Source organism: Cryobacterium fucosi (genome assembly GCF_004403515.1).
GTDB lineage: Bacteria > Actinomycetota > Actinomycetes > Actinomycetales > Microbacteriaceae > Cryobacterium > Cryobacterium fucosi.
Genome location: NZ_SOHH01000075.1, coordinates 86,997 through 113,616, shown reverse-complemented (window position 1 = coordinate 113,616; position 26,620 = coordinate 86,997). Strand labels below are relative to the sequence as shown.

The 26,620-nt window shown below is 66.8% G+C and carries 26 protein-coding genes and 1 tRNA gene; 21 read left to right on the top strand and 6 right to left on the bottom strand.

Translation table 11 applies throughout. From position 1 onward, the window contains the following. Positions 1-9 precede the first annotated feature (9 nt). From E3T48_RS11555 to E3T48_RS11540, 4 genes are read left to right on the top strand one after another with little or no spacing between them, the layout of a single operon-like run. Positions 10-759, top strand: coding sequence for a CpaE/TadZ family protein (locus E3T48_RS11555; RefSeq protein WP_166789715.1), 750 nt, complete (start codon positions 10-12; stop codon positions 757-759). Beyond that, positions 756-2,210 (top strand): TadA family conjugal transfer-associated ATPase, encoded by a 1,455-nt coding sequence (locus E3T48_RS11550; protein WP_134524189.1) that lies wholly within the window; start codon positions 756-758, stop codon positions 2,208-2,210. The genes E3T48_RS11555 and E3T48_RS11550 overlap by 4 nt, the downstream gene beginning before the upstream one ends. Next, a complete protein-coding gene (locus E3T48_RS11545) occupies positions 2,207-3,163 on the top strand; it encodes a type II secretion system F family protein (protein ID WP_134524188.1) in 957 nt (318 codons plus the stop codon). Before E3T48_RS11550 ends, E3T48_RS11545 begins: the two co-directional genes overlap by 4 nt. A gap of 9 nt (positions 3,164-3,172) precedes the next feature. Next, complete coding sequence (locus tag E3T48_RS11540; protein WP_134524187.1) at positions 3,173-4,033, top strand: type II secretion system F family protein; 861 nt, start codon at positions 3,173-3,175, stop codon at positions 4,031-4,033. A gap of 53 nt (positions 4,034-4,086) precedes the next feature. Here the strand turns inward: E3T48_RS11540 and E3T48_RS11535 are convergent, their stop codons facing one another. The 3 genes from E3T48_RS11535 to E3T48_RS11525 all read right to left on the bottom strand — a co-directional run bounded on the left by E3T48_RS11535 (position 4,087) and on the right by E3T48_RS11525 (position 7,047). Then, complete coding sequence (locus E3T48_RS11535; RefSeq protein WP_134524186.1) at positions 4,087-5,442, bottom strand: transaminase; 1,356 nt, start codon at positions 5,440-5,442, stop codon at positions 4,087-4,089. 72 nt (positions 5,443-5,514) lie between these two features. Continuing rightward, positions 5,515-6,003 carry a YajQ family cyclic di-GMP-binding protein gene (locus E3T48_RS11530; RefSeq protein WP_134524185.1) on the bottom strand — a complete coding sequence of 163 codons (489 nt, stop codon included), beginning with the start codon at positions 6,001-6,003 and terminating at the stop codon, positions 5,515-5,517. A gap of 27 nt (positions 6,004-6,030) precedes the next feature. Continuing rightward, the gene (locus E3T48_RS11525; RefSeq protein ID WP_134524184.1) at positions 6,031-7,047 is read right to left on the bottom strand and encodes a LacI family DNA-binding transcriptional regulator; all 1,017 of its coding nucleotides are present in this window, start codon (positions 7,045-7,047) and stop codon (positions 6,031-6,033) included. Positions 7,048-7,200: 153 nt separating this feature from the next. Between E3T48_RS11525 and E3T48_RS11520 the strand changes: the two genes are divergently transcribed. The 3 genes from E3T48_RS11520 (at position 7,201) to E3T48_RS17475 (ending at position 9,777) form a co-directional block, all read left to right on the top strand. Beyond that, positions 7,201-7,282 (top strand) — tRNA-Tyr (locus E3T48_RS11520). A gap of 33 nt (positions 7,283-7,315) precedes the next feature. Continuing rightward, a complete protein-coding gene (locus E3T48_RS11515; protein ID WP_134524183.1) occupies positions 7,316-8,149 on the top strand; it encodes an inositol monophosphatase family protein in 834 nt (277 codons plus the stop codon). A 431-nt stretch (positions 8,150-8,580) separates the two neighbouring features. After that, on the top strand, positions 8,581-9,777 hold the full coding sequence (locus tag E3T48_RS17475; RefSeq protein WP_166789714.1) for a M23 family metallopeptidase: 1,197 nt from the start codon (positions 8,581-8,583) through the stop codon (positions 9,775-9,777). Between the two features lie 15 nt (positions 9,778-9,792). Here the strand turns inward: E3T48_RS17475 and E3T48_RS11505 are convergent, their stop codons facing one another. The 3 genes from E3T48_RS11505 to E3T48_RS11495 form a co-directional block, all read right to left on the bottom strand. Beyond that, the gene (locus E3T48_RS11505; protein WP_241986781.1) at positions 9,793-10,587 is read right to left on the bottom strand and encodes a GTP pyrophosphokinase; all 795 of its coding nucleotides are present in this window, start codon (positions 10,585-10,587) and stop codon (positions 9,793-9,795) included. A 136-nt stretch (positions 10,588-10,723) separates the two neighbouring features. Then, positions 10,724-11,653 carry an ornithine cyclodeaminase family protein gene (locus E3T48_RS11500; RefSeq protein WP_134524180.1) on the bottom strand — a complete coding sequence of 310 codons (930 nt, stop codon included), beginning with the start codon at positions 11,651-11,653 and terminating at the stop codon, positions 10,724-10,726. Further along, positions 11,650-12,675, bottom strand: coding sequence for a proline racemase family protein (locus E3T48_RS11495; RefSeq protein WP_134524179.1), 1,026 nt, complete (start codon positions 12,673-12,675; stop codon positions 11,650-11,652). The genes E3T48_RS11500 and E3T48_RS11495 overlap by 4 nt, the downstream gene beginning before the upstream one ends. Positions 12,676-12,733: 58 nt before the next feature. Between E3T48_RS11495 and E3T48_RS11490 the strand changes: the two genes are divergently transcribed. From E3T48_RS11490 to E3T48_RS11425, 14 genes are all read left to right on the top strand, one after another. Continuing rightward, a complete protein-coding gene (locus E3T48_RS11490) occupies positions 12,734-13,420 on the top strand; it encodes a GntR family transcriptional regulator (RefSeq protein ID WP_241986780.1) in 687 nt (228 codons plus the stop codon). A gap of 163 nt (positions 13,421-13,583) precedes the next feature. Continuing rightward, a complete protein-coding gene (locus E3T48_RS11485) occupies positions 13,584-14,753 on the top strand; it encodes a branched-chain amino acid ABC transporter substrate-binding protein (protein ID WP_198417665.1) in 1,170 nt (389 codons plus the stop codon). 82 nt (positions 14,754-14,835) lie between these two features. After that, positions 14,836-15,729 carry a branched-chain amino acid ABC transporter permease gene (locus E3T48_RS11480; RefSeq protein ID WP_134524178.1) on the top strand — a complete coding sequence of 298 codons (894 nt, stop codon included), beginning with the start codon at positions 14,836-14,838 and terminating at the stop codon, positions 15,727-15,729. Between the two features lies 1 nt (position 15,730). Further along, positions 15,731-16,774, top strand: coding sequence for a branched-chain amino acid ABC transporter permease (locus E3T48_RS11475; protein WP_134524177.1), 1,044 nt, complete (start codon positions 15,731-15,733; stop codon positions 16,772-16,774). After that, positions 16,771-17,562, top strand: coding sequence for an ABC transporter ATP-binding protein (locus E3T48_RS11470; RefSeq protein WP_134524176.1), 792 nt, complete (start codon positions 16,771-16,773; stop codon positions 17,560-17,562). Before E3T48_RS11475 ends, E3T48_RS11470 begins: the two co-directional genes overlap by 4 nt. After that, positions 17,549-18,259: an ABC transporter ATP-binding protein gene (locus E3T48_RS11465; protein ID WP_166789713.1), complete on the top strand. Its 711-nt coding sequence runs from the start codon at positions 17,549-17,551 to the stop codon at positions 18,257-18,259. The genes E3T48_RS11470 and E3T48_RS11465 overlap by 14 nt, the downstream gene beginning before the upstream one ends. After that, positions 18,259-19,545, top strand: coding sequence for an aconitase X (locus E3T48_RS11460; RefSeq protein WP_134524175.1), 1,287 nt, complete (start codon positions 18,259-18,261; stop codon positions 19,543-19,545). The genes E3T48_RS11465 and E3T48_RS11460 overlap by 1 nt, the downstream gene beginning before the upstream one ends. Then, entirely contained in the window at positions 19,526-19,999 is a 474-nt protein-coding gene (locus E3T48_RS11455) for an aconitase X swivel domain-containing protein (protein ID WP_134524174.1), read from the top strand. Before E3T48_RS11460 ends, E3T48_RS11455 begins: the two co-directional genes overlap by 20 nt. Positions 20,000-20,073: 74 nt before the next feature. Beyond that, entirely contained in the window at positions 20,074-21,258 is a 1,185-nt protein-coding gene (locus E3T48_RS11450) for an NAD(P)/FAD-dependent oxidoreductase (protein WP_134524173.1), read from the top strand. Next, on the top strand, positions 21,258-21,587 hold the full coding sequence (locus E3T48_RS11445; RefSeq protein ID WP_134524172.1) for a (2Fe-2S)-binding protein: 330 nt from the start codon (positions 21,258-21,260) through the stop codon (positions 21,585-21,587). Before E3T48_RS11450 ends, E3T48_RS11445 begins: the two co-directional genes overlap by 1 nt. Further along, positions 21,584-23,095, top strand: coding sequence for an NAD(P)/FAD-dependent oxidoreductase (locus E3T48_RS11440; protein WP_134524171.1), 1,512 nt, complete (start codon positions 21,584-21,586; stop codon positions 23,093-23,095). The genes E3T48_RS11445 and E3T48_RS11440 overlap by 4 nt, the downstream gene beginning before the upstream one ends. Further along, positions 23,092-24,021 carry a dihydrodipicolinate synthase family protein gene (locus E3T48_RS11435; RefSeq protein WP_134524170.1) on the top strand — a complete coding sequence of 310 codons (930 nt, stop codon included), beginning with the start codon at positions 23,092-23,094 and terminating at the stop codon, positions 24,019-24,021. Before E3T48_RS11440 ends, E3T48_RS11435 begins: the two co-directional genes overlap by 4 nt. A gap of 40 nt (positions 24,022-24,061) precedes the next feature. Further along, positions 24,062-25,063: a proline racemase family protein gene (locus tag E3T48_RS11430; RefSeq protein WP_134524169.1), complete on the top strand. Its 1,002-nt coding sequence runs from the start codon at positions 24,062-24,064 to the stop codon at positions 25,061-25,063. An 8-nt stretch (positions 25,064-25,071) separates the two neighbouring features. Then, entirely contained in the window at positions 25,072-26,613 is a 1,542-nt protein-coding gene (locus E3T48_RS11425; RefSeq protein WP_241986779.1) for an aldehyde dehydrogenase (NADP(+)), read from the top strand. Positions 26,614-26,620: the final 7 nt, after the last annotated feature.

Genomic DNA, 26,620 nt, shown 5'->3' with positions numbered 1-26,620 from the left:
ATCGCGGTGGTGGCACCCAAGGGCGGCCTCGGCAAGACGACGGTCGCCACCAACCTTGCGGTCGGCCTTGCCAAACTTGCGCCGCTGTCGGTCGTGCTCGTGGACGCGGACACGCAGTTCGGGGATGTTGCCACGGCCCTGTCGCTGGCCCCTGCTCACACCCTGCCTGACCTGGTCGCCGGCGTCGCTCCGGAGGACACCCTCGTGATGAAGACCCTCCTGACCGCTCACCAGAGCGGCATCTACACCGTGTGCGGCGCAGACCTCCCGGCCGAGGGCGACCGGGTCACCGGGGATCAGCTCAGCCACCTGCTTCGGCAGCTCTCGTCCATCTTCCGGTTCGTCATCGTCGACACTGCTCCCGGATTGGGGGACCACGCGCTCGCCGCACTCGAACTGGCAACGGACGCCGTGTTCCTGTGCGACATGTCGGTGCCCAGCGCGCGCGGATTGCGCAAGGAGCTGGCGGTGCTCGCGAGCATCGGAATGCTGCCTCCCGTTCGGCACGTGGTGCTGAACCTCGCCGACCGCAAGAGCGGGCTCAGCGTGCGCGACATCGAGGCAACAATCGGAGTCCCCGTCGACGTGGCCATTCCGCGATCCACCCTTGTCGCGTTGTCGACCAACCGCGGCATTCCTATCCTCCAGACCAAGGGGAGAAACCCCGCATCGACCGCCCTCACCGCGTTGGTGCACCGGTTCGAACCCAGCGCTTTCCTGAAACGTGGTCATCTGCATCGAAGGGTGGTTGTCGCATGAAACTGAACGAAAGAGTGGATGCCGCGAGAGGCGCTGGTTCCCAGCATCACTCCGTCAAGAGAGGCGGGACCCTCGCGGCGGCGGGAGGGGATTCCGAGGCTGACAGGGCAAGACCAGCCGATCAGGAGTCGCTCCCGCTTCCCCTGAAGGTTGCTGCCCCCGTGGACCCGCTTGCTGGACTCAAGGAGCGGGCAGCCCAGGAACTCTTCGGCCGGATCGGCACTCGGCTCACCGATTCGAGTCTCGACGAGGAGCAGTTGCATGCCCTCGCCAGGGTCGAACTGGTGAAGATCGTCTCCGCCGAGCAGGTGCCCCTCAGCCCAGGCGAGCGAAACAGACTCATCGCTGAGATCGGTGCCGACGTGCTCGGATACGGTCCGCTCGAGCGCCTGCTGGGCGACGAGAGCGTGACCGAGATCATGGTCAACGGCCACGAACAGATCTTCGTCGAGCGACACGGCCAGCTCACCCTCAGCGACGCCAGCTTCACCAGTGAAGCCCAGCTCCGGCGGGTCATCGAGCGGATCGTTGCCAAGGTCGGTCGTCGGATCGACGAGTCCTCACCCCTGGTCGATGCCCGCCTGGCCGACGGGTCGCGGGTGAATGCCATCATCCCTCCGCTCGCGGTCGACGGATCCTCTCTCACAATTCGCAAATTCGCGCGTGAACCGCTCACCGCCGCCGACTTGATCGGGCTCGGTACGTTGAGCCCGGGCATAGCCGAGGTGCTCGAGGCGTGCGTGAACGCCCGGCTCAACATCATCGTCTCGGGCGGGACCGGCACCGGGAAGACGACGCTGCTGAACGTGCTCTCCGGATTCATCCCCGCCACTGAGCGCATCATCACCATCGAGGATGCCGTCGAGCTCCAACTGCAGCAGGACCACGTCATCCGGCTCGAATCCAGGCCGGCCAACATCGAGGGCAAGGGTGAGGTGACCATTCGGGACCTCGTGCGGAACTCGCTCCGGATGCGTCCAGACCGCATCGTGATCGGAGAGTGCCGCGGCGGGGAGAGCCTCGACATGCTCCAGGCCATGAACACCGGCCACGAGGGATCCATTTCGACGGTGCACTCCAACTCGCCAAGGGATGCGATCTCAAGGCTCGAAACGCTGGTCCTGATGGCAGGCATGGACCTTCCGCTGCGCGCCATCCGGGAGCAGATTTCGTCGGCCATCGACGTGATCGTGCAGATCAGCCGGCTGAAGGACGGCACCCGCCGGATCACTCACGTGACCGAGGTACAGGGCATGGAGGGTGACATTGTGACGCTGCAGGATGCCTTCGTGTTCGACTTCGCCGCCGGAGTCGATGAAGACGGTCATGTCCTCGGCCACGCTGTGGCGACCGGGGTGCGGCCGCGATTCGCCGACAAATTCCGCGAGATGGGCATCCCCCTGTCGCCCGGAGTGTTCCAGGCTGAACTGGTGACGCGGGGTCGGCGATGAGCCCCGTCCTGTACGCCGGCATTGCGGCCGGGCTGTTGGCCCTGCTCGTGCTCGTGTTTCTGGTCATCGCGCCGAGCGGCCCGAAGGTTCCCCTCGAACGTCGCCGTGCCCCCGGAAGCGTCGTGGAAGCGTCGACCCTCACCAGGATGACCGACCGAACGGTTGCAGCCATCGACGTGATGATCCGCCGCCGGGCGTCGATACCGTTTGGTGCGGCGGAACTGGAACAGGCCGGCATCCGCATGCAGCCATCCGGGTTCGTGCTCATGGTCTTCTCTGCAGCGACCGTGCTGGCGCTCTTCGGCCTCCTGCTGGGTTCGGACACCGGCTGGACGGTTCCGCTCATGGTCGTCGGTGTGGCCTGCGCCCCGATCGGTGCCATGGTCCTGCTGCGGATCCGCACCGCCCGGCGCCGCGCGCAGTTCGCCGACCAGCTCGACGAGTCGCTGGGGCTCCTCGCCGGCGCCCTGCGTGCCGGTCACGGTCTGCTCCGCGCGGTCGACGCCGTCTCCCAAGAGACGGAATCGCCCACGACCGAGGAATTCGCCAGGGTCGTGAATGAAACCCGGATTGGTCGTGACCTCAGCGACGCGCTGGACAACACAGCGACGCGTATGCGCAGCGACGATTTCCAGTGGGTCGCCCAGGCCATCAGCATCAACCGGGAAGTGGGCGGCAACCTGTCCCAGGTGCTCGATCAGGTCGGACACACCATCCGGGAGCGCAACCAATTGCGCCGCCAGGTGAAGGCGCTCGCCGCGGAAGGAAAGATGTCCGCCTACGTGCTCATCGCCCTCCCGATCGGCGTCTTCTCCTTCCTGCTGTTGACCCAGCCGTCCTATTTCAGCGGCTTCCTCGGCAACATCTGGGGAACCGCAGCCCTGGTGGTCGCCGCCATTCTGCTCGTCGTCGGCTCGATCTGGATGATGGCCGTCGTCAAGGTGAAGTTCTAGGAGAATCCCATGCCATCACTCATAGCTGTCCTGGCCGCCCTTGCCGTCGCCGGCGGACTCGGCGCCCTCATCGGAATCCTGGTCGGCGGACGCGCTCCGTCACCGGTCACCGAGAGGGGTGACGCGTGGACGCTCGGACGCGCTTCCCGGGACCCGCTCACTCTCCGGGCGCGGAACATCGTTCCCCGGGGCTATCTCGGAAAGCTCGAGCGCCACATTGTCCTGGCGGGCCGTCCGCCCGCCTGGACCATCGACAAGATCCTGATCGCCAAACCCCTCATGGCTGCCGGGGGTCTGCTTATGGCGGGGCTGTGGATCAGTGCTGACTCCTCACCGGTACGGATCGCGCTCGGCGCCGCTCTCGTGCTGCTCTGCTTCTTCGTCCCTGACCTGCTCATATTGAGCCGGGGGCAGAAACGGCAGGAACAGATCCAGAACGCGCTCGCCGACACGCTCGACCAGATGACGATCGCCGTCGAGGCCGGCCTCGGCTTCGAATCCGCGATGGCGAAGGCCGCGACGAACGGAAGGGGCCCCCTGGCCGAGGAGTTCATTCGTACCCTCCAGGACATGAGCATTGGCCGCTCACGCAAGGACGCCTATCAGGAGCTCAGCACCCGCACCTCCTCGGCCGACCTGCGCCGCTTCACCCGGTCGGTCATCCAGGCTGACAGCTACGGAATCGCCATTGCCGATGTGCTGCGCGTTCAGGCTGGCGAAATGCGGCTGCGCCGGCGCCAGCGGGCCGAAGAGCAGGCGATGAAAGTACCGGTCAAGGTCATTTTCCCGCTGATATTTTGCATCCTGCCGGTGCTCTTCATCGTGCTGCTCACGCCCGCGGTGATCAGCATCACCAAGGCGTTCACCTAGGCCGCTGGGGATACGGGGCCGGTAGATCGCAGATCAGCCGGTCCTACTCCGGGTCAGGGGCCGAGCAGCTCCGCGGTCGCCTGCTCGAACACGTCGAGGTGGGCCTGCACGTCCTCGGCGCTCGTCTCCGGGCTCATCAGCGCCATGTTGTGGAACGGCGTGAGCAGGATGCCCCGGTTCGCCAGGTAGAGGTGCAGGAAGTCCTCGAGGTCGCCGTCGGCGGCCGCGTTGGACTCCGTGCCGTTCCGGGGGTATGGCTTGACGAAGCGGTACTCGGCGCGCGCACCGAGCTGGTTGATCGACCAGGGCAGGTCGCGCTCGTCGAAGATGCGCTGGATGCCCTCGGTGTAGAGCGTGGCGGCGGCGATCATCTGCTCGAACGCGGCATCAGTGAGCACCTGCTCGAGCGTCGCGCGCATGGCGGCGACCGAGAGCGGGCTGCCGGCCAGGGTGCCGCCGACCCCGCCCATGTCGACGAGATCGAGGTCGGTGCGGCCGAGCGCCCGGTCGGCCAATTCGGTCGACAAGCCATATGCCCCACTGGGAATACCCCCGCCGATGGCCTTGCCGATCACGACGACGTCCGGGTCGAGACCCCAGGCCTGGGTTGCCCCGCCGGGCCCGACCGAGAAGGTGTGCGTCTCGTCGATGATGAGGAGCGCTCCGTAGCGGCGGGTGAGTTCGCGCACCCCGTCGTGATAGCCGGGATCGGGCAGGACGATGCCGATGTTGGTCAGTGCCGGTTCGATCAGCACCGCGGCGACGTCGCCGTGCTTCAGCTGGCGTTCGAGTCCGTCGAGGTCGTTGAACTCGGCGACCCGGCTCGTCTCGGTGACGTCGACGGGGGCGCCGACGTTTCCAGGCCGGCTCATCCCCTCCCCGTCCGGGCCGACGACGATCAGAGACTCGTCGACGCTGCCGTGATAGCAATAGCTGTGGAAGAGGATCTTCGGCCGGTCGGTCAGGGCGCGCACGAGACGGATGGCCCAGCGGTTCGCGTCGGTGGCGGTGAGGGCGAAGCTCCAGCGGTCGACCCCGAACCGGCGGGTGAGTTCCGCGCCCACCCACTCCGCGTCCTCGGTCGGGAGCATCGTCGTCAGGCCGCCCTGTTCGTAGACGCGGCGCCCGATCGCGTCGACCACGGCGGCGGGGGAGTGCCCCGCCATCGCTCCGGTGTCCCCGAGTGCGAAGTCGAGGTATTCGTGCCCGTCGAGGTCGGTGACGCGGTTGCCCCGCGCGGTGGCGAGGTAGAGCGGGAACCCGCCGGCCTTCTTGTTCATCCAGGTCATCGGGACCTTGCCGAAGAGATGGGTCGCGTTCTCGTACGCGCTGGCGGACTTCGGATTGCGTTCGGCGAAGGTGGCCAGTTCACGCTGGTGGAGTCGGGCTAGCCGGTCACGGTCGATCATGGCGCTCCTCGCTGAGACTCACGGATGTGCTGCGAGCATACTGGCGGAGACACCGGATGGTCGATGCCTCGGCTAGCGGAAGTTCACGAACTGCAGTGCGACCTCGAGATCCTTGCCCTTGAGCAGGGCCATCGTGGCCTGCAGGTCGTCGCGGCTCTTCGAGCTGACGCGCAGTTCATCGCCCTGGATCTGGCTCTTGACGCCCTTGGGTCCCTCGTCCCGGATGATCTTGTTGATCTTCTTCGCGTTCTCCTGGTCGATGCCGGCCTTCACCCCGGCCTCGATCCGGAATTCCTTGCCGGACGCGAAGGGCGCGCCGGCGTCGAGGCTGCGCAGCGAGATGCCGCGCTTGATCAGCTTCGACTCGAACACCTCGAGGATCGCCTTGACGCGCTCCTCGGAATTGGCCTTCATGAGCACCTTCTCACCGCTCATCTCGATCGAGGCGCCGACGTTCTTGAAGTCGTAGCGCTGGGCGACTTCCTTGTGGGCCTGGTTGAGGGCATTGTCGACCTCCATCGGGTCAACCTTGCTAACGATGTCGAACGTTGAGTCTGCCATGCCTGCAATGTTATCGACTGGCCAGGGTCAGCGGGGCGTCTGAGCCGTGCTTGAGCGCACGATGAGCTCGAACGGCATCGGGGTGTTCAGGTTCGACGTGACGTGCTTGCCCGGGCTGAGCTGGTCGAGCAGGATCTCGACGGCCTTGGCGCCCTGGCCCTGGGGGAACTGGGCGATCGTGCTCAGCCCGAAGAAGTCGGCCAGCTCGTGGTCGTCGACGCCGATAACGGAGACATCCCGCGGCACGACCAGGCCGAGGTCCCTGGCGGCCAGGATGGTGCCGATCGCCATCTCGTCTGAGGCTGCGAAGATGGCGGTCGGCCGGTCGTGCGGGGTTCCGAGCAGCTGCTTCGCCGCCTGGTAGCCGCCGCGCATCGTGAAGTCGGCCGTCATGAACAGCTCTGCCGACGGGCTGATCCCGGCCGCGTTGAGGGCGAGTTCGTATCCGACCCGGCGGTTCGTCGGCAGGTGGAAGTCCAGGTCGAGGTCCTTGTTGCCGCCGATATGCGCGATCCGGGTGTGGCCGAGCGCGAGGAGATGCTCCGTGGCGAGCCGGGCGACGGCGACGTCGTCGATCGTGAGCGTGCGCACCCCCTCGATCGGGCCGCCGACCCCGACGAGCGGCTTGCCGAGCGCGTGCAGGCTGGTCACCTCGGCCGCCGTCAGCTCGAGCGAAATGGCGATCACGGCATCCACCCGCTGACGGAGCAGGAAATGGTCGAACACGCTCCGGCGTTCGACGACGCCACCGGTGAGGCTGTACAGGGTGAGGTCATAGCCGTTCTTCAACAGGGACTTCTGGGCTCCCGCGACGACGCTGGAGAAGAACCAGTGGTCGAGGAACGGAACGACGACCCCGATGTTCTTCATCCGCCCGGAGGCCAGGCTCGACGCCGTCGACGAGACGACGTAACCCAGCTCGTCCGCCGCGGCTTCCACTTTCAACCGGGTGGCGGGGGAGACGTGGCCGTTGCCGCTCAGGGCGCGCGAAACCGTGGCGGTGGAGACGCCCGCGTGACGGGCGACCTCGTCGATGCCGACCATGGGATCCTAACGGCGGTGAATTGAGCCTTCGTCGATCATATCGACCGGCGGATGCGCGCCTCACGCGGGCGTTGATTTCTCACTGGGGTCAAAACTCTTGTATTCTGTCTGAGCGTCTCCGGTCACGTGTTCTCATATGGTCGGGTGCGTATTGGCAAGTTACCCAAGTGGCCAAAGGGATCTGACTGTAAATCAGCCGTCTTAGACTTCGGGGGTTCGAATCCCTCACTTGCCACTCACTCTTTTTCGTATCCCGTAGCGTTGGAGCATGACTGCTCCCGCTTCGACCGAATTGCTCCGCCTCGCCCAGGACATCGCCCTCGAAGCCGGTGAGCTCGCCCTGACCCGGCGGGCGGAGGGCGTGCACGTCGCCGCCTCCAAGTCGTCGCCCGAAGACGTTGTCACGGATGCCGACCGGGAGACCGAGGCACTCATCCGTCGCCGCCTGGCCGACGCCCGTCCCCATGACGGCTTTTTCGGCGAGGAATCGGACGCCACCGGCGGCACCTCCGGGCTGACCTGGGTGGTCGACCCGATCGACGGCACCGTCAATTACCTGTACGGGATCCCGGTCTGGGGCGTCAGCATTGCCGTCGTCGAGGGTGATCCTGACCCGGCAACCTGGACCACGCTGGCCGGCGCGGTGCGGAACCCCGCCGCCGATGAGCTCTTCACCGCGGCGGCCGGGCAGGGGTCGTTTCTCGGCAAGCGCAGGCTGCAGGTTCCCTCCGGCGTTTCCCTGTCGCTCGCGCTGCTCGGCACCGGCTTCTCCTACCAGGCCGCCCGCAGGGAGCGCCAGGCGGACGTCGTGCGCGGCCTGGTCGGCCAGGTGCGGGACATCCGCCGGATCGGCTCGGCCGCCCTCGACCTGTGCTCGGTGGCCGCCGGCCGGCTGAACCTCTACTACGAGCGCGGCCTGAACCCGTGGGACCAGGCTGCCGGGGCGCTGATCGCGCGCGAGGCCGGGGCCAGGGTCGGCGCGTTCGGCGACGACCGGGAGGGAATAGACCTGCTGATTGCGGGCGCGCCCGACCTCTACGCGGTGTTCGAACCGATACTTTCCGAACTTTTCGACCGGCACATGGATGAGGGCGGTCGGTAGCGCCGCCACGCCGCGCACATCCGCGGAATCCCGGGCGAGTCTCCGGCGGAAGCGCGCTGTCGGGAGCCTCCGTCGGGACGCCCCGGCACCCCCGTTTTCGGGTGTCATTCGGCCTCGCCGAATGGGAAATCGGCGGTTCCCGGGTTACGCTGTAGTGATTCGTTACTTTGGCACCGGCCAAGACGACACTCCTGGCTCCCTGTCCGACGCACCGAAAGAACCCTCCTTTGCCCTCTCACTCCCCCTCATCGGCTGCCTCTGCGCCCGATGCGAGTGACCCGGCAGGACAGCTTTCCGCAGGATCGTCGCTGACCCGTCGCGAGCTGCGCGAACGCGAGCGTGCCGCGCGCACACCCGTGGAGGTCGCCGACGCGCGGCACACGAGCCGCCGGGAATCCGGTGCTGTCGCGACGCCGCTCGCCGGGCCGGTCATGCCCGCGCCTGCCGAGGCGCCCGCGTTCGAGCCGGAGCCGCTCGAACCTGCGCCGGTGTTCATGCCGCTTGCCGAGGCCCTTGCCGACGCGGACCCGCATCTGCCCGAGCTGGACACGGTCACGATTCCCGACACTGACCGGCTCATCGCCGCCCCCGCGGTAGCCGAGGCCCCGGTTTCCGACCTCGAGAAGCTCCAGACGGATGTCTCGCCGGTCACGACCTCGACACCGATCCAATTCCCCACCCGCGCCCAGGCCCGCGCCAGGCAGGCCGCCTCCCGCTCCGAGCAGCCCAGCGTGCAGCCGGCAGCGGTGCTCCCCGACGTCCCGCGCCCGGAAGCGGTGCTCCCCGACGTCCCGCGCCCGGAAGCGGTGCTCCCCGCGGCGTCGTTCCCCGACGCGCCTCGGTTCCGGGCCGCCGCAACGGCGCCGGCGGCGGCACCGAGGTCACCCGGGAACGCCAAACCGACCAGCGGACGTGCCCGGCGGCTCGCGACCACCGGTGTCACGTTCGTCGCGATGGCGTTCGTCGCCCTGATGGCCGTCTCCACCTCACTGCCGGCCGAGGCGCTGCTCTCCTCGGCCGATGTGCAGGCCGCTGCCCGGGCCGCAGTGCAGCCGACCAACACGGAGCCCGCGCAGACGCTCACCATGAGCGGCGGCACCGACGTCGTCTCGGTGCAGCGCGACGGCTACGAGTCGAAGACCATCGCCGAGGTCGCGGTGGCCAGTGGCATCCGGATGGAAGCCACGTTCACCAACAACCCGAACGGCACGATCCAGTGGCCGTTCGCCGTCGGAGTGCACATCGGCGACCGCTTCGGCCCCCGCGACTGCGCCGGCTGCTCGTCCAACCACGGTGGCCAGGACTTCAACCCGGGCCTGGGTGCTCCGATCCAGTCGATCGCCGACGGAGTCGTCAGCTACAGCGACGACGGTGAGGGCACCCTCGGCACGCACATGATCATCGACCACATGATCGACGGCAAGCTCGTGTCGAGCGTCTACGCGCACATGTTCAAGGGTTCGATGCTGTTCAAGACCGGCGACGTCGTCAAGGTCGGACAGGTCATCGGCAAGACCGGAAACACGGGCATGTCGACCGGGCCGCACCTGCACCTCGACATTCGGCTCGGCGGCAAGGACGGCACCAGGGTCGACCCGCTCGTCTGGCTGTACGCCAACACCAACTAGCGGGCCACACGCCGCTCAGGCGCGGTCGCGCTCGGGCAGCTCGTCGTCCAGGCGGGCGCGGGCGATGGCGGTGAGGAACCCCTCGGGCAGCGCGTACTGCGACAGCCCGGCGATGCTGAGGATGTCGGGCTCAGCCCGGCCGTCGGGCTCGAGGGCGACGACCTGGTCGTGCAGGCGTTCCATCTTCACGTCGAGGCGATTGGCGACATCCGCCGCCTGTTTGAGGTCGGTCACCAGGTCGACCGGCACCTCGCCCTGGTACTTGTAGAAGATCTTGTGTTCGAGGCTGGCCCAGAAGTCCATCGCGACGGTACGGATCTGAATCTCGACGGTGACGGGCTCGACCCGGTCCGACATGAAGACCGGAATCGCGACGATGAGGTGCAGGCTCTTGTAGCCGTTGGGTTTCGGGGCCGCGATGTAGTCCTTGACCTCGAGCACGGTGATGTCCTGCTGGTTCGTGAGCATGTCGAGGATGCGGTACGTGTCGGAAATGAAACTGCAGGTGATCCGGATGCCGGCGATGTCCTGGATCTGGGCGCGGATGTCGTCGAGCACGAGCGGGCAGCCCTTGCGGACGGCCTTCTTGAGGATGCCCTCCGGCGACTTCAACCGGAAGTTCACGTGCTCGATCGGGCTGTAGTCGTGGATCGAGCTGAACTCTTCCTTGAGGATGTTGATCTTGGTCATCATCTCGTCGGTCGCGAACTTGTAGGACATCATGAATCGGGTGAGCTCCGTCTTCAGCTCCCGGTGCTCGGCGGTGCTCCTGGCGGTGTCGATCCCCTTGTCGATGCCACTGACGGTCACGTTGACTCCTCCTGCGCGCTCACGGTACCGGCGCTGCATGTCGATTCTCCCACCCGGGGTTGCGGGGCGGCTGGCAGAGCCAAGGGCGCGCACCCGGGCGAAGCGGGCCGAGCTGGAGCAGCAGACGGGGAATCGCTCAGCCGGCGCGGAACACTTCCGCCGCGATGACCAGGTCTTCCCAGGACATGCCCGAACTCGAGAAGACGCGTGGGCGAGAGCGATCGACGGATGCTGCGCCGGTCACGATGTAGCGCATCGGCACCAATGTGCCGGGCTCGACCAGGCCCTCCCCGATCGGGATGAGCAGATTGCCGGCCTCGCGGAGCGCGACGGAGGTGTCTTCCACGACGAGTTGTGCGCGTCCGACCAGGGCCGAAGGGAGTTCCCGCGCTCCTGGTTCGTGCGAACCGACGGCCACGGTGCAGGAGTCATCCGGCACCAGGGTCCCGTCGAACAGCGGTTCTCTGGCGGTCGTCGCGCAGACGATCAGCTGGGCATCGGCTACCTGGTCGGCCGTGCCGACGCTGGCCCTCAGGCCGCTCTCCCGCAGGCGGGAGGCCAATGAAGCGGTTCGTTCCGGGTTTCTGCCGACGATCGTCATCCTTTCGATCGACCGAATGGCCCGCATCGCCTCGATGTGACCCCACGCCTGCGGTCCAGAGCCGAACACGAGCAGGTGCTCCACTCGAGGCGGTGCCAGGTAGTCAGCCGCTACTGCCGAGACCGCCGGCGTGCGGAGCGTAGTCAGTGCGGCCCCGTCGAGGAGCGCGATCGGGCTGAGGGAGGAGGCATCCATCAGCAGGTAGACGCCCTGGATGCGGTCCTTGCCCAGGGCCGGGTTGCCGGGCGACACGGTCGCGATCTTGACCCCGGCATAGTCGCTGGACTCGCTGGGCATGAGCAGTAGTTGCCCGTTGGTCAGGTCGAGGACGCTGCGGTCGAAATCCTTCGCGGGGTCCAGGCCCGCTGCCAGAGCCCGATCCAGGGCAACCACTGCGTCGCCGAAACTCACGCGGGCGAATACCTCGTCGGCCGAGATCCAGGGGAGCGCCGCATTCGTTGTCACAGCACGAATCCTGTCGAGAGTGGGTCGTGCGCGTCGAGGGTGAAGGTGTGTTCACCGGTACGGTACGCCATCCCCTCGACCTCGGGAATGATCGCGTCGCGCCTGCCGGTTTCGGTGTGAGGAACCGGCCGGGACCGACCGATGAACCGAGTGCCGATGATCGAGTCGTGAGTCAAAACCTGATCCGCGGTGAGCCTCCCCGAGCCGGCCAGGAGTGCGAGCCTGGCGCCGGTGCCGGATCCGCACGGTGACCGGTCTACCCGGCCGTCGGCGAAAACCGTGACATTTCGCTGATGTGGCCCATCGATCGTGTCGCCGAGATCATCGAAGATGACGGTGCCGTAGACGCCGTTGAGGCGCTCGTCTTCCGGATGCCGTGCCAACTCGGTGTCGTTGAGCGCCCATTTGATCTCCCGCCCGATGGCGCACAGCCGATCGTAGTGTTCCGGCGTCACCCGGAGGCCCAACTCCGACGCCTCGACGGAGGCGTAGAGCGCCCCGCCGAAGGCGAGATCGACGGCGACCGTCCCTCTCGACGTCTTCACCTCGACCGAACGGGCGACCGGATACGAGGGGACGTTCTCGAAAGTCACGCCGGTGACCCGTCCGGCGCTCTGGCGAACACGGGCGACCACGCGTCCGGACGGGACATCGATGGTGACCGGGGTTATCCCATCCGGCGCTGCTCGCACCCTCCCGCTCTGAACCGCCCATGCGCCGAGCGCAATCGTGCCGTGCCCGCACGCGGTGGAGTATCCGTCGTTATGCCAGAACAGAGCGCCGAAGTCTGCGCCGTCGTCGTCGGGTGGCACGATGAAGCCGCCATACATGTCGGCATGACCGCGAGGCTCGCGACACAACAACTGACGAACGGCGTCGACGTCAGCGGACTCTCGTGCGTGGACTCGTCGTTCGCCGACGGTCGTTCCGTCGACCGGTGGGAGCCCGTCTACTACTATTCGAAAGGGTTCACCCGCCGTGTGATAGTCGACAGTTCGCACCGGGCGCGTAATATGGCACATACCACGATGGTACCGAGTCGAAGATAATCCCGCGAGCACTGCGGTGCACACTGGGGCAATGAGAGTGAGAGCAGCCATGGCCGTCTCGGCAATTCAAAAGGTGGTGAAGGTCGCGAGTCTGCGCGACCGGATCGGTGAGTCGTTGTCGGCCGCGATCATTTCCGGCGAACTCGCTCCCGGAACGCTCGTCTCGGTTCCCACTCTCGCGGCCCAGTTCGCCGTCTCCGCGACCCCGGTGCGTGAAGCGATGCTCGATCTCGAGCAGCGCGGATTCGTGGCATCCGTGCGCAACAAGGGATTCCGGGTCACGGAGGTCAGCGAGCAGGACCTTCGGGAGATCATCGAGCTGCGGCAGCTGCTCGAGGTGCCGGCGATGCGGGCCCTCGCCGGTCGATTCCCCGCAGACACGCTGCCCGGCTGGCGTGCGCTGGCCGCTGAAATATCGGCGTGTGCGGAGAAGGCAAACCTGACCGGCTTTATCGAGCGGGACCGGGAATTCCACCTTGGACTTCTGGGGCTGTACGGCAACGATCGTCTCGTCGGGGCGGTTCGCGAACTTCGGTTGCAGACCCGCATGGTCAACCTGGCCCGGATGGCGCACAGTCAGGAACTCTCGGAGTCGGCCCGTGAGCACCACCTGATGCTGGATCTGCTCGAGCGGGGGGATGGTGCGGCGCTCGAAGCCCTCACCATCAAACATCTCGGCCACGTCGTTGGCTGGTGGGCGGGTAACACCGAAGTTTGAGCGCTGGATCGGCGATGGTAACGACATCGTTTCGATCGTTGACGACAGTGGCTGTGGCATGTCATATTGTACTGGCGCGACCATGAGACTCACGCCAGCGCGTGGACACCTGGTTCGAGCATGAAGAGGTACCCGATTGTCACCATCAAAGGAGAGGCAGACAATGAAACTCGGAAAGCGCAGCACACTTCTGATGGGAGTCGCTACGGCGGTGCTCCTCACGACCGCCGGATGCAGTGGCGGCCTGCTGGGTGGTGGCGGGAACAGCACGGCTGATTCCGGTCCGATCAAGCTCGCCATGGTCATCCCGATCTCGGGCAGCAGCGCCCCGACGGGGGCTTACATGCGCAACGGCGCCCAGATGGCGGTCGACGAGATCAACAAGGATGGTGGCGTTCTCGGCGGGCGCCAGCTCGAACTGGACGTCGAGGACGAGGCCTGCGACGCACAGCAGTCAGTGGCAGGCGCCAACAAGGCCGTCTCCAACGGCGCGGTCGTCTCCGTGGGCGGCTACTGTTCCGGCGCAACGCTGCCGGAGATTCCGATCTTCCAGAAGGCCGACATCCCCATGATCATCCCTGCGGCGAACTCGCAGGACCTGGTCAAGCAGAATGCGAACAACGTCTTCATGATCAACGGAACCGGCAAGCAGCAGTCGACGGCCGCGCTCACCTTCATCAAGAAGCAGGGGTTCGCCACGGTCGCACTCGTGGATGACAACACGAGCTATTCGAAGGACATCAACACCGAGACGAGGTCTCAGATCGAGGCCGACGGGACGGTCAAGGCCGTCCTCAGCACCTCGGTCACCGCGGGAGAGAGCGACTACTCGGCTGTCGTGCGCGACATCATGGGCGCCAACCCCTCGCTCGTCTACTGGACCGGCTACTACCAGGAGGGTGGCCTGATCATCAACCAGCTGAAGAATGCCGGCTTCGCAGGAAAGATCATGGTGGCCGACGGCAGCGTCGACCCGTCGCTGGCCCAGATCGCCGGCGCCGGCGCCGAAGGCGTCTACGCGACGATGACGCAGACACCCGAAACGCTGAAGGGAGCAGAAGACTGGATCGCAAACTACAAGAAGGCCTTCAAGTCAGACCCGGGCCCGTATTCGACCCAGTCCTACGACGCAGTCCGGCTGGCGGCCAAGGCGATCGATGACGCGAAGAGCACTGACGGCAAGGCCATCATCAAGGCCCTGGAGGCCATCGATGGGTTCCAGATGTTCTCCGGCCCCCTGAAGTTCACGCCGGAGCGCACGCTCTCCAGTGGCGGCTTTGTCATCCTGGCCATCAAGGGCGGCAAGTTCGTCCTCGAGGATGATCTGTCCTGATCCGTTGTGACGGATGCCGCGCTCGATGCCGGACAGGGTCGCCACGGCATCCGTCACCACTGCTGATTCGAAACGGATTCCTATGTCTCAACTCATCTGGGACGGGCTGTTCGTCGGCTCGTTCTATGCCCTGATCGCGCTGGGATACAGCATGGTCTACGGAATCATCAAACTGTTGAATTTCGCCCACGGCGACATCTACATGTTGGGAGCCTTCGTCGGCTTCGCCGCTCTCACCTCCCTGGGGGGCATCCCGGCATCACTGTCGATCGGCGCGCTTCTCGTCGTGATGCTGGTGAGCATGCTCCTGACCGGCACTGCGGGGGTCCTCATCGAACGCCTCGCCTACCGTCCCTTGCGCGGTGCGCCTCGACTCGCTGTGCTGATCACGGCGGTCGGAGTCTCGTTTTCGCTTGAGTACGGCGTCAGCGCGATCGCAGGACCCAACCCCCGGGCATTCCCCATTCGCCTGGAGGGCAACGTCTTCAGCCTGCTCGGGGCCCGGATTTCCCTGCCGCAGATCATACTGATGCTCATCGCCGCGGTGCTGATGATCCTGCTGAACTTCTACGTGCAGAAGACATCCACGGGCCGGGCGATGCGGTCCATCGCGCTCGACCGGAACGCGTCCCTGCTGATGGGCATCAACGTCAATTCCGTGATCACCCGCACCTTCTTCATCGGCTCGGCGCTTGCCGGCGCTGCCGGGGTCATGGCGGGTGCCTACTATGGCAAGATCGATTTCCTGATGGGCTTCATCATAGGCCTGAAGGCGTTCACCGCCGCCGTGATCGGCGGCATCGGAAACATCAAGGGCGCGATGCTCGGCGGGTTGGTCCTGGGGTTTGTGGAGGCCTTCGGCGCCGAGTGGTTCGGCGGGCAGTGGCGCGATGTCTTCGCCTTCGCCGTGCTCATCCTCTTCCTCACCCTGCGGCCGACCGGCATACTCGGCGAACGCGTAACGGAGCGTGTCTGACATGAGCGAGAACGTGGACACCACCCTGGCTCCGCGCATGACTCGGCCACCCTCCTCCCGGCTCTCGCGGCTATTCGAGAGCAGGCAACTCGGCTGGGTGGCCCTCGGCATCGCGGTGTCGGCACCGTTTGTGATCGCCACGCCGTATGCGCTGAATGTGATGACCACCGCCGCGATCTTCGTGTTGCTCGCCTCCGGCCTCAATATCGTGGTCGGGTATTGCGGGCTGCTCGATCTCGGCTACATCGCATTCATGGCCGTGGGGGCATACACCTCGGGAATCATCGCCAAAGCCTTCGATCTGCCGTTGATCTTCACGATCCCAGCCGTGTTGGTCATGACGGTTCTCGCCGGTCTCATCATTGGGGCGCCGACACTGCGGCTCCGAAGCGACTACCTGGCCATCGTCACCCTCGGCTTCGGTGAGATCACCCGAATCACGGCCAATAACCTGACGGTCACCGGTGGCCCATCCGGTATCTTCGGGATTCCGGGTCTGTTGAAAATCGGCGATTTTGACCTGCAGAGTCCCGCGGTGTTCTACTACGTCACTGTCATCATCGTTGCCGGCTTCGTGCTGGCGGCCGCCCGCCTCGGCAGGTCCCGGCTCGGTCGTGCCTGGCGATTCGTGCGGGAGGACGAGGATGCCGCAGAGGCCATGGGCATCCACACCTACAGAGTGAAGCTCCTCGCGTACATCTTCGGTGCGATCTGGGGCGGTTTCGGCGGCCTCCTCTTCGCCGCCCATCTTTCGGCCGTATCGCCGCAGAGTTTCATCTTCCTGCAATCGGCACTGGTGCTGATGGCCGTCGTGCTCGGCGGCATGGGCAATATGCGCGGCGTCGTCATCGGTGCGCTCGTGATCAGTCTGCTTCCCGAGCTGCTCAGGGACCTCGCCGCCTACCGCTACCTCGCCTTCGGCCTGCTGCTCATCGTGGTCATGGTGTTCCGTCCGCAGGGCTTCTGGCCGTCACTCGGGTATGAGCCGGAACGGCGAAAACCGGACATCCCCGATCCGGCCGGCGCCACGGAGGCGAGTCGATGAGCGCCGTACTCGCCGTGACAGACCTCCAGATCGCCTTCGGAGGAGTCAAGGCCGTAGACGGGCTGAGCTTCTCCGTGCAGGAAAGGGAGATCATCGCGGTGATCGGTCCGAACGGGGCTGGCAAGACCAGTGCCTTCAACTGCATCACCGGCTTTTACAAGCCCACGGCGGGGGCGGTGATTCTGGGAGGGAAGGACATCACCGGCAAACGCCCGGCGGATATCGCGGCGGCGGGAATTTCCCGAACCTTCCAGAACCTCAGGCTGTTCCCAGATCTGACGGTGCTGGACAATGTGCGTGCCGGAATGCACCTGTACGGCGGGCAGAACTGGGCGGATGCCATCTTCCACACTCCGCGGTTCACGCGCAGCGAGGGTGCGTACACCGCGGAAGCTCACCACTGGCTGGACTTCGTGGGCTACGAGGGCGCACGTGGAGTGCCGATCCGCAACCTGTCCTACGGGCAACAGAAACAGGTCGAGATCGCCCGCGCCCTCGCGCGCAAGTCGGGCCTCCTGCTCCTGGATGAACCGGCGGCCGGGCTCAACTACGCGGAAAAGCAGGGGCTGCTCTCGCTCTGTCGTCGTATCCGCGATCTGGGCACCGCCATCGTGCTGATCGAGCACGACATGGGGCTGGTGATGAAGCTGTCCGAACGGATCGTCGTGATGAACTTCGGCCGTGCGATCGCCGAGGGCACGCCGGCCGAGGTCAAGCTGAACCAGGCCGTGATCGAGGCCTATCTCGGCAAGGACGACGAGGAGGTGGCGAGCCATGGCGATGCTTGAGTTCGACAGTGTCGAGGTGTTCTACGGCAAGGTTCAGGCGCTGCGCGGCATCAGCCTCAGCGTGGAGGAGGGCGAGATCGTGGCGCTGCTCGGCAACAACGGCGCGGGCAAGACGACAACGTTGTCGACGGCCTCCGCGCTGGTCAAATCGCACTCCGGGAAGGTGCGTTTCAACGGCGCGGACATCACGAAGGCACAGCCGTGGACCGTGGTCGGCGCCGGGCTGATCCACGTGCCGGAAGGTCGGCGCATCTTCAGCACCCTGACCGTGCTGGAGAACCTGCAGCTCGGCGGCTATCTGGTCAAGGACCGGACGGCGGTCGCCAAACGGATCGAGCGGGTATTCGAACTTCTTCCGCTCCTGGCCGAGCGCCGAGCGCAACAGGGCGGCACCCTGTCAGGCGGCGAGCAGCAAATGCTGGCCATCGGACGGGGGCTCGTCGCCGGACCGAAGATGCTCATGCTCGACGAGCCATCGATGGGGCTGGCCCCGCTGATCGTCGCGCAGGTCATGCAGGTGATCTCCTCGATTCGTGACCAGGGCACCACCGTTCTGCTGGTGGAGCAGAACGCGCGCGCGGCTCTCAAAGTGACCGACCGAGCGTATGTCATCGACGGGGGAGTGACCACCGTGGCGGGGCGCGCAGTGGATCTCCTCGCCGACCCGCGGATCATCGACGCCTATCTGGGTGCCTGATGGGGTCGACAACTGCAACGGCACTGATCCTGACCGAGGAGGATGAGGCGAAGCTCGCCGGTGAGCACGGGCAGGGCGTCGCGATGGCGATGCGCATCATCGTGGCGCTCGCCCGAATTTCGCAGGCGCCCCGGCTGATCGATATCTCATCCGCCCACATCGACGGATGCCTGTATCACGGCCAGGCCGGACTCGACTTCGCCGAGAAACTGGTCAGCCTGGGTGCGGAGGTCACCGTGCCCACGACGCTGAATGTGAGTTCGCTCGATCTGATGCATCCGGGGATCGTGCGCCTGGACCCCGAGGAGTCGGCCGCGGCCCGCCGGCTGATGGACGCCTACGTTGCCATGGGGGCGCGGGCGACGTGGACCTGCGCGCCGTACCAACTGGAAGGCCGGCCCGAATTCGGGTCCGACATCGCGTGGGCGGAGTCGAACGCGATCGTCTTCGCCAACTCAGGGCTCGGCGCGCGTACGGCCCGGTATGGCGACTTCGCCGATGTCTGCGCCGCAATCACCGGGCGGGCGCCGCTGGCTGGGCTGCACGTTACTCTGAATCGAGTGCCCACCCTCGAACTGGACTGTTCGGGCATCCCCTCCCGGGTCCTCGATACGGATGCGGCCTGGGCGGCTCTGGGATTCGCCGTCGGGCGCATCGTGGGTGAGGAGGTGTGCATCCTCACCGGCATCGATCCCGCGCTGGTCGACGAGGACCGCATCAAGGCGCTCGGGGCGACGGCGGCTTCGAGCGGGGGCGTCGCGTTGTTCCACGTGGCGGGTTCCACGCCGGAAGCGCTCGTCGCCGGGGCTGCGTGGCCGCCGGCCGGGGTGCGGCGCATCCCGGTCACGGGATCCGTGCTGCGCGCCGCCAGGGACGAACTGACCACAGCATCGGTCGCCGACCGGCTGGACGCGGTCTCGATCGGCACGCCGCACTTTTCGCTGACCGAGTTTGCCAAGCTGGCTGACCTGCTCCGCGATGGTGCGCCGTTCGATCCGTCCTGCACCGTCTGGATTTCCACCTCTCGGGACGTGCTCGCCGAAGCCCGTTCGGCCGGGTATGCCCAGTTATGCGAGCGGGCCGGAGCGAAACTCGTGGTCGACACCTGTACCTATCTCGTGCCGATCCTCTCTGAAACGGTGCGCACAGCCATGACGACCTCGGGGAAGTGGGCCTGGTACGCGCCGGCCAACATGGGTATCAACGTGGTCCTGGGCACCCTGGCCGAGTGCATGGCCTCGGCGCGAGCGGGGCGGGTGATCCGTGATGAGTCGGCCTGGAACTGATCTGGCACGCGAGTCCCGGGTCGCGGCCGAATCGCTGTGCCCGGGTGTCGGTTGTGGTGAGCTTCTCTGGCTCGATGAACCACTTTCGCTCTGGGGCGGTACCGACCTCGCCACCGGCATGATCACCGATGTGCACCATCCACAGCATGGTCTCTCGATCGCCGGCCGGGTGCTCGTCATGAGCGCTTCCCGCGGTTCCAGTTCGTCCACGAGCGTCCTGGCCGAGCAGATCCGGGCCGGGGTGGCGCCGGCCGCGATCGTGCTGTCCTCCAGGGATGCGATCATCACACTCGGGGCTCTCGCGGCCGCCGAAGTGTATGAGGTCTGGCTTCCGATCGTCCTGGTCGACGAGCACGGGAGAACAGCCCTGCCCCGCTCGGGACCGGTCGCGGTCGTCGCGACGGATGCCGGGGCATCCGTCACCTGGAACACCCCGCCCTTCCCGAACGACTGACCCGGAACTGTGTGTAATATGTAACATATTATCAACTCGGTCGAAGGCGACCTCGATGGCAAGGACGGAGCGGTATGACCAACAACGTGATCATTGTCGGAGCCGGAATCATCGGTGCGGCCTGCGCCCGTGCGCTCGCCGTGGCCGGTGTCGAGGTCACCGTCATCGACCGCGGCACCGTCGCCGGGGGAACCTCCGCCGCCTGCGAGGGCAACCTCCTGATTTCGGACAAGGGCCCAGGCCACGAACTGGTGCTGGCGCAGTACGCATCGACGTTGTGGAAGCACACCGTCGCCGAACTTGCCGAACAGCTCGGCGACACCTTCCCCTCCGTCGAGTACGACCCGAAGGGTGGTCTCGTCGTCGCGACGACCGTGACCGGCGCCGGCCCGCTGCTCTCCTTCGCGGCCGGCCAGCGCGGCGCCGGAGTCGACGCGTGGACCATCGACGCCGATGAGGCGCGGCGTCTCGAACCAGACCTCGGTCCTGCCGTCGAAGCGGCCGTGTACTACCCCGAAGACGCGCAGGTGCAGCCGACCATCGCCACGGAGGCGCTGATGGCCTCGGCCAGGCTGCACGGCGCCCGGGTGCTCGAGAATACGCCGGTGCTCGGTCCGATTCATGACTCCGCCGGTGCGCTGGTCGGCGTGCGCATCCCCTCCGGTGAACTCCGCGCAGGCCGGGTGCTCGTGGCGGCCGGCCCGTGGTCCGGCCAGGTCGCGAACCTCCTGGGGGTGTACCTTCCCGTGCGCCCACGCCGCGGCGAACTGCTCGTCACCACTCGCATGCGCCACCGCATCTTCCACAAGGTCTATGACGCGGACTACGTCGGCGCCGTCGGCTCAGACGACGGCGCCCTGCAGACCTCCAGCGTGGTCGAATCGACCGCTTCGGGCACGGTGCTGATCGGATCGTCCCGGCAGCAGGTGGGGTTCGATTCGAGCCTCCGGGTCGACGCGCTGAGCGAAATCGCCGCGAAGGCCATCCGCCTGTTCCCCTTCCTCGCCGACGTGGCCGTCATGCGCAGCTACGGGGGCTTCCGCCCGTTTATGCCAGACCACCTCCCGGTCATCGGCGAGGACCCGCGGATGCCCGGACTCTGGCACGCGACCGGTCATGAGGGAGCCGGCATCGGCCTCAGCCTCGCCACCGCGGTACTCATCCGCGACCTGATGCTCGGAATCATTCCGCCGATCGACGCTTCCCCCTACTCTGCCTCACGGGCGTCGCTTGCGCCCCACCTCGTGGACGTGGCTTGATGGGGCCACGACTGTTTCCGTTCGGCGTCGACCCGATTCGGCCGGAGCCGACGACTCCGCTGACGATCATCCTCGACGGTGTGCCGGTGGCCGGTGTCGCCGGGCAGAGCGTGGCCGGCGTCATCCTCGCCGGCGGCACCCTCGGCTTCCGCCGCACGTCCGTGCACGGCACACCACGCGGCGTCTTCTGCGGAATCGGCATCTGTTACGACTGCCTGGTCGAGGTCAACGGCCGGCGCGACGTGCGCGCCTGCCAGCGGCGCGCGACCGAGGGTGACGTCGTCACCACGCAGCATGACGCACTGCCGCCGGGCGGTGCGGCCGCGTGAACGCCTCGAACATCCAGGTGCTGGTGATCGGAGCCGGGCCCGCCGGGCTCGCGGCGGCGCGCGCGGCGCGTGCGCGCGGCGCGTCCGTCACCCTTCTCGACTCCTCCGACCAGCTCGGCGGACAGTTCTGGCGGCATCTCCCACCGGAGCGGCCGTCGGCCGAGGAGCGGATGCTGCACCATGGCTGGGCGACCTTCCGTGAGCTCAGCGAGACGCTCGAAGCCGACGACGGATGTCAGATCTTTCGAGGCGCGCAGGTGTGGGCGATTGAGCGTTCGCCGGAGCGTGTGGACGGGACGGCGGTGGGGCTTCCCGGCGCCGTGCACGTCGTTGTCGGCGAGCCTGACGGAGTCGGGCGTCAACGGTTGGCTCTCCGCCCGAACGCGATCGTTCTGGCGACCGGCGCGCACGACCGGACCCTTCCGTTCCCGGGCTGGGATCTCCCCGGTGTCTTCACCGGCGGGGCGGCGCAGGCCCTGGCCAAGGGGGAGCGCCTGGCCGTCGGCCGGCGGGTCGTCGTCGCCGGGGCGGGCCCCTTCCTGCTGCCCGTCGCGGCCGCTCTCGCCACGACCGGCGCAACAGTGCTCGGGGTCTTCGAAGCCAATCGGGCGGCGGCCCTGGTGCGTGGCTGGCTGCCGAACCCGTGGGAGCTTGTCGGAGCCGCGAACAAGGGTACCGAACTGGCCGGCTACCTGGCCGGTCACCTTCGCCACCGCATCCCGTACCGGCTTGGGCGGGCGGTCGTCGCCGCCCACGGCAGTGACCGGGTCGAATCCGTGACCATTGCATCCGTGGCGGCCGACTGGGCGCCCATCCCCGGCACCGAACAGCGGATCGAGGTCGACGCCGTCTGTGTCAGCCACGGCTTCACGCCCCGGCTCGAGCTGGCCATCGCCGCCGGTTGCGCGCTCACCGCCGACCGATTCGTGAAGGTCGACGACGGGCAGGGCACCAGCGTGTCCTCCGTTTTCGCGGCCGGTGAGATCACCGGCATCGGCGGCGTCGATCTTGCCCTGGCCGAAGGCAGGGTCGCCGGCCACGTCGCGGCCGGCGGCACGGCGTCCGACCGAGAACTGCGCCAAGACAGACGCCGGCGCCGCACCTTCCGTGGTTTTGCGGCCCGCCTCGAAGCCGCCCACGGCATCCGGTCGGGCTGGCCCGGAATGCTCACCGACGGCACCATCGTCTGTCGATGCGAGGAGGTCAGCTTCTCCGCCCTGTGCGGGGCGGCCGAGAGCACCGGGTCGCGGTCGCTGCGGTCGCTCAAACTCAGCACCCGCGTGGGCCTCGGCATCTGTCAGGGGCGGGTCTGCGGGCGCACCGTCGAAGAACTGCTCGGCCGCCGACTGGTCGGCGGGCTGGGTGACGGCGTGACCGCGGATCGCCGACCGATTGCCGCTCCCATCCGGCTCGGTGAGCTCGCCGCCGATCCGGTCGCTGACGTCGCGACCTCGGGCGTCGACGAGTTCGACCAACGAAATTCCGAATCAACGAGAGGACCAACATGACCACGCGGGAATTCGATCTCGGCGGCGTTATCGTCGCCACCACCCTCGCATTCAAGGCGGATGCGTCCGCGCCGGCCGGACTGGCCGTCGACTACGACAAGTTCGCCACGCACTGTGACTGGCTGATCAGCAACGGATGCCGCGGGGTCGGCCCGAACGGCTCGCTCGGTGAGTACTCGTCCCTGACCGACGAGGAGCGCCGCACGGTGATTCAGGTCGCCGTCGAGGCGGTCGACGGCCGCGGACTGGTGGTCGCCGGTGTGCACGGCGTCGGCTGGCACCAGGCGCGGCAGTGGGCGGAGTACGCGAAGGAAGACGGGGCAGACGGCGTGCTGCTGCTTCCGCCGACCATTTACCGGGCGAACGATTCAGAGGTCATCGAGCACTACACCCGCGTCGCAGCGGTCGGTCTGCCGATCATGGCGTACAACAACCCGTTCGACACCAAGGTCGACCTCACTCCGAGTCTGGTCGCCAGGCTCGCCGAGATCCCCGAGGTCGTCGCGATCAAGGAGTTCTCCGCCGACATCCGTCGCGTGCTCGAGATCAAGGAACTCTGCGACATCGACGTCATCGCCGGGGCCGATGACCTGCTTTTTGAATCTCTCGTGGCCGGCGCAACCGGTTGGTTTGCCGGCTACCCGAATGCGTTCCCGCGCGAAGCGGTAGAGATCTACAACCTGGTCAAGGCCGGCAGGGTGCCAGAGGCGCTGGAACTGTACACGCAGCTGGTCACCGTGTTCCGCTGGGACTCGAAGACCGAATTCGTTCAGGCCATCAAGCTCTCGATCGACATCGCCGGCGGCAGCTACGGTGGCCCGACCCGCCCGCCGCGCGGCCCGCTGAACGCCGAGCAGGAGGCAAACGTTCGCGCCGGAACGAAAAAGGCGCTCGACTACCTCGCTACCCGTCGCAGCGCCGGGTAACGGTCCCGCACGACCCGCACGGCACTGGAAGGATTACACCATGCGTTCCAAGCGGATGTTCACCGCGGTCGATTCCCACACCGAGGGCATGCCCACCCGGGTCATAACCGGCGGCGTGGGGGTTATCCCCGGCGCGACCATGAATGACAAGCGCCTGTATTTCATGGAGCATCTGGACGACATCCGCCTGTTCCTGATGAACGAACCTCGAGGCCACGCGGCGATGAGCGGTGCGATCCTCCAACCGTCGACCCGGCCGGACGCCGACTGGGGCGTCGTATACGTCGAGGTGTCCGGATGCCTGCCGATGTGCGGCCACGGAACCATCGGTGCGGCCACGGTCCTGGTCGAAACCGGGATGGTCGAGGTTGTCGAACCTGTCACCACGATTCGGCTGGACACGCCGGCAGGGCTGGTGATCGCGCGGGTCGCGGTCAGCGACGGCCACGCCGATTCTGTCACCATCGAGAACGTTCCCGCTTTCAGCGTGCGGCTGGACGACACGGTCGAGGTTCCCGGCTACGGTCCCGTGCGGTACAGCCTCGCCTTCGGCGGGAACTTCTACGCCATGGTCGACCTGGACGCGGTCGGGCTTGCGTTCGACCGCGCCGACCAGCAGGAGATCCTCAAGGCCGGCCTTGCGATCATGACCGCGATCAACGAGACCGACCCGCCGCGGCATCCGGAAATCGAAGGCGTCGACCACTGTCACCACGTCGAGTTCATCGCGCCGGGATCGACCGCGCTGCACTCCAGGCACGCGATGGCCATCTACCCGGGCTGGTTCGACCGCTCCCCCTGTGGCACCGGAACATCCGCCCGGATGGCCGAACTGTGGGCACGCGGCGAGCTCGGCCTCAACCAGGACTTCGTGAACGAGTCGTTCATCGGTTCGACGTTCACGGGTCGACTGGTCAGGGAGACCGTCGTCGGCGGTATCCCCGCCGTCGTGCCCACCATAACCGGCCGGGCCTGGGTCACCGGCATCGGCCAGTACCTGCTCGACCCCGCGGACCCGTTTCCGACGGGATTCCAATTTTGAGGAGCACCATGACTTCCCTGAGCACCCCCATGACCCCCGCCGGCACAATCCCCGCCGGCACGACGGCAGGCGAACTCGACCGGATCGCCCAGTGCGCGGCCGATGCCGCCCCGGCGTGGGCGGCGATGCCGCCGCATGGTCGCGCCGCGGCCCTGGTCGCCGCGGCGGATGCGCTGCTCGCCGCCCGCACGGAGCTGGTTGGCGTCGCGATGGCCGAGACGGGTCTGTCCGAAGCACGACTGAACGGTGAACTCACCCGCACCGCCGTGCAGTTGCGCCTCTTCGCGGACGTCGTCGTCGACGGCTCGTACCTCGATGTGCGCATCGATGATGCCGACGACAACTTCGCGCTGGGGATACGCCCGGACCTTCGCCGCTACCGCATCCCGGTCGGGCCGGTGCTGAACTTCGCGGCGAGCAACTTTCCGTTCGCGTTCTCCGTCGCCGGTGGCGACACCGCGGCGGCTCTCGCGGCCGGCAACCCGGTGATAGTGAAGGCGCACTCCGGCCATCCGGTGCTTTCGCTTCACACGGCGGTTGTCGTCTCCGGAGCGCTCGAATCCGCTGGGGCACCGGCTGGAACCCTGCAGCTGATTTTCGGCCAGACGGCCGGTGTCGAGATGTTGAAAGACCCGCGCATCGCCGCCGGAAGTTTCACCGGGTCCATTCGGGCGGGCCGCATCCTCGCCGACATCGCGGCCGCGCGCCCGGCGCCAATCCAGTTCTACGGTGAGCTGGGCAGTGTGAACCCGGTCTTCATCACCCGGGCCGCGCTGGCCGAGCGAGCCGAGGCGATCGCCGACGGATACGTGGCAAGCGTCGCCGGTTCAGCCGGGCAGCTCTGCACGAAGCCGGGTTTCCTGTTCGTGCCGACCGGGCACGGTTTGAGTGAGGCACTGGCCTCCCGCGCCGGAGCGGTGGCCGAGCACCGCCTGCTCAACCCCGGCATCGCAGCGGGTTACCGGGACCGCCGCGCCAGCATTCTCAACACTCCCGGAGTGACACCAGTTGCCGGGGGCTCGCTGCGCTTCGACGAGTTCGGACAGGGCTGGGCCACGCCGACGATCGTCAGTGTCCGTCTGGACGACCTGGTCGCCCAGCGAGGACACTTGCTCGACGAGGCGTTCGGTCCGCTGTCGATCGTGGTCGAGTATGACGACGAGGACGACCTGGCCGCGCATGCCGAGACGATTTTCGGGGGCAACCTCACCGGCACGGTGCATGCGGGGCACGGAGAGGACTCTGCGCCTCTGCGCTCGCTGATCCACTGGATCACGCGGCATACCGGACGGGTGTTGTTCGGCGGTTGGCCGACCGGTGTTGCCGTCACTTCGGCGATGCAGCACGGCGGTCCGTGGCCGGCGACCACCAACGACAGTGGTACCTCCGTCGGAAGCGCGGCGATTGACCGGTTCCTGCGCCCGGTCACCTTCCAGGGTGTGCCGCAGGAGCTGCTCCCGGTGCCGCTCCGAGACGACAACCCGTGGAAAGTACCCCAACGGCGCAGCCGCGCGGGGGAATCCCAGGCCTGGGGAACCGCCGCCCGCTGACGGAGTG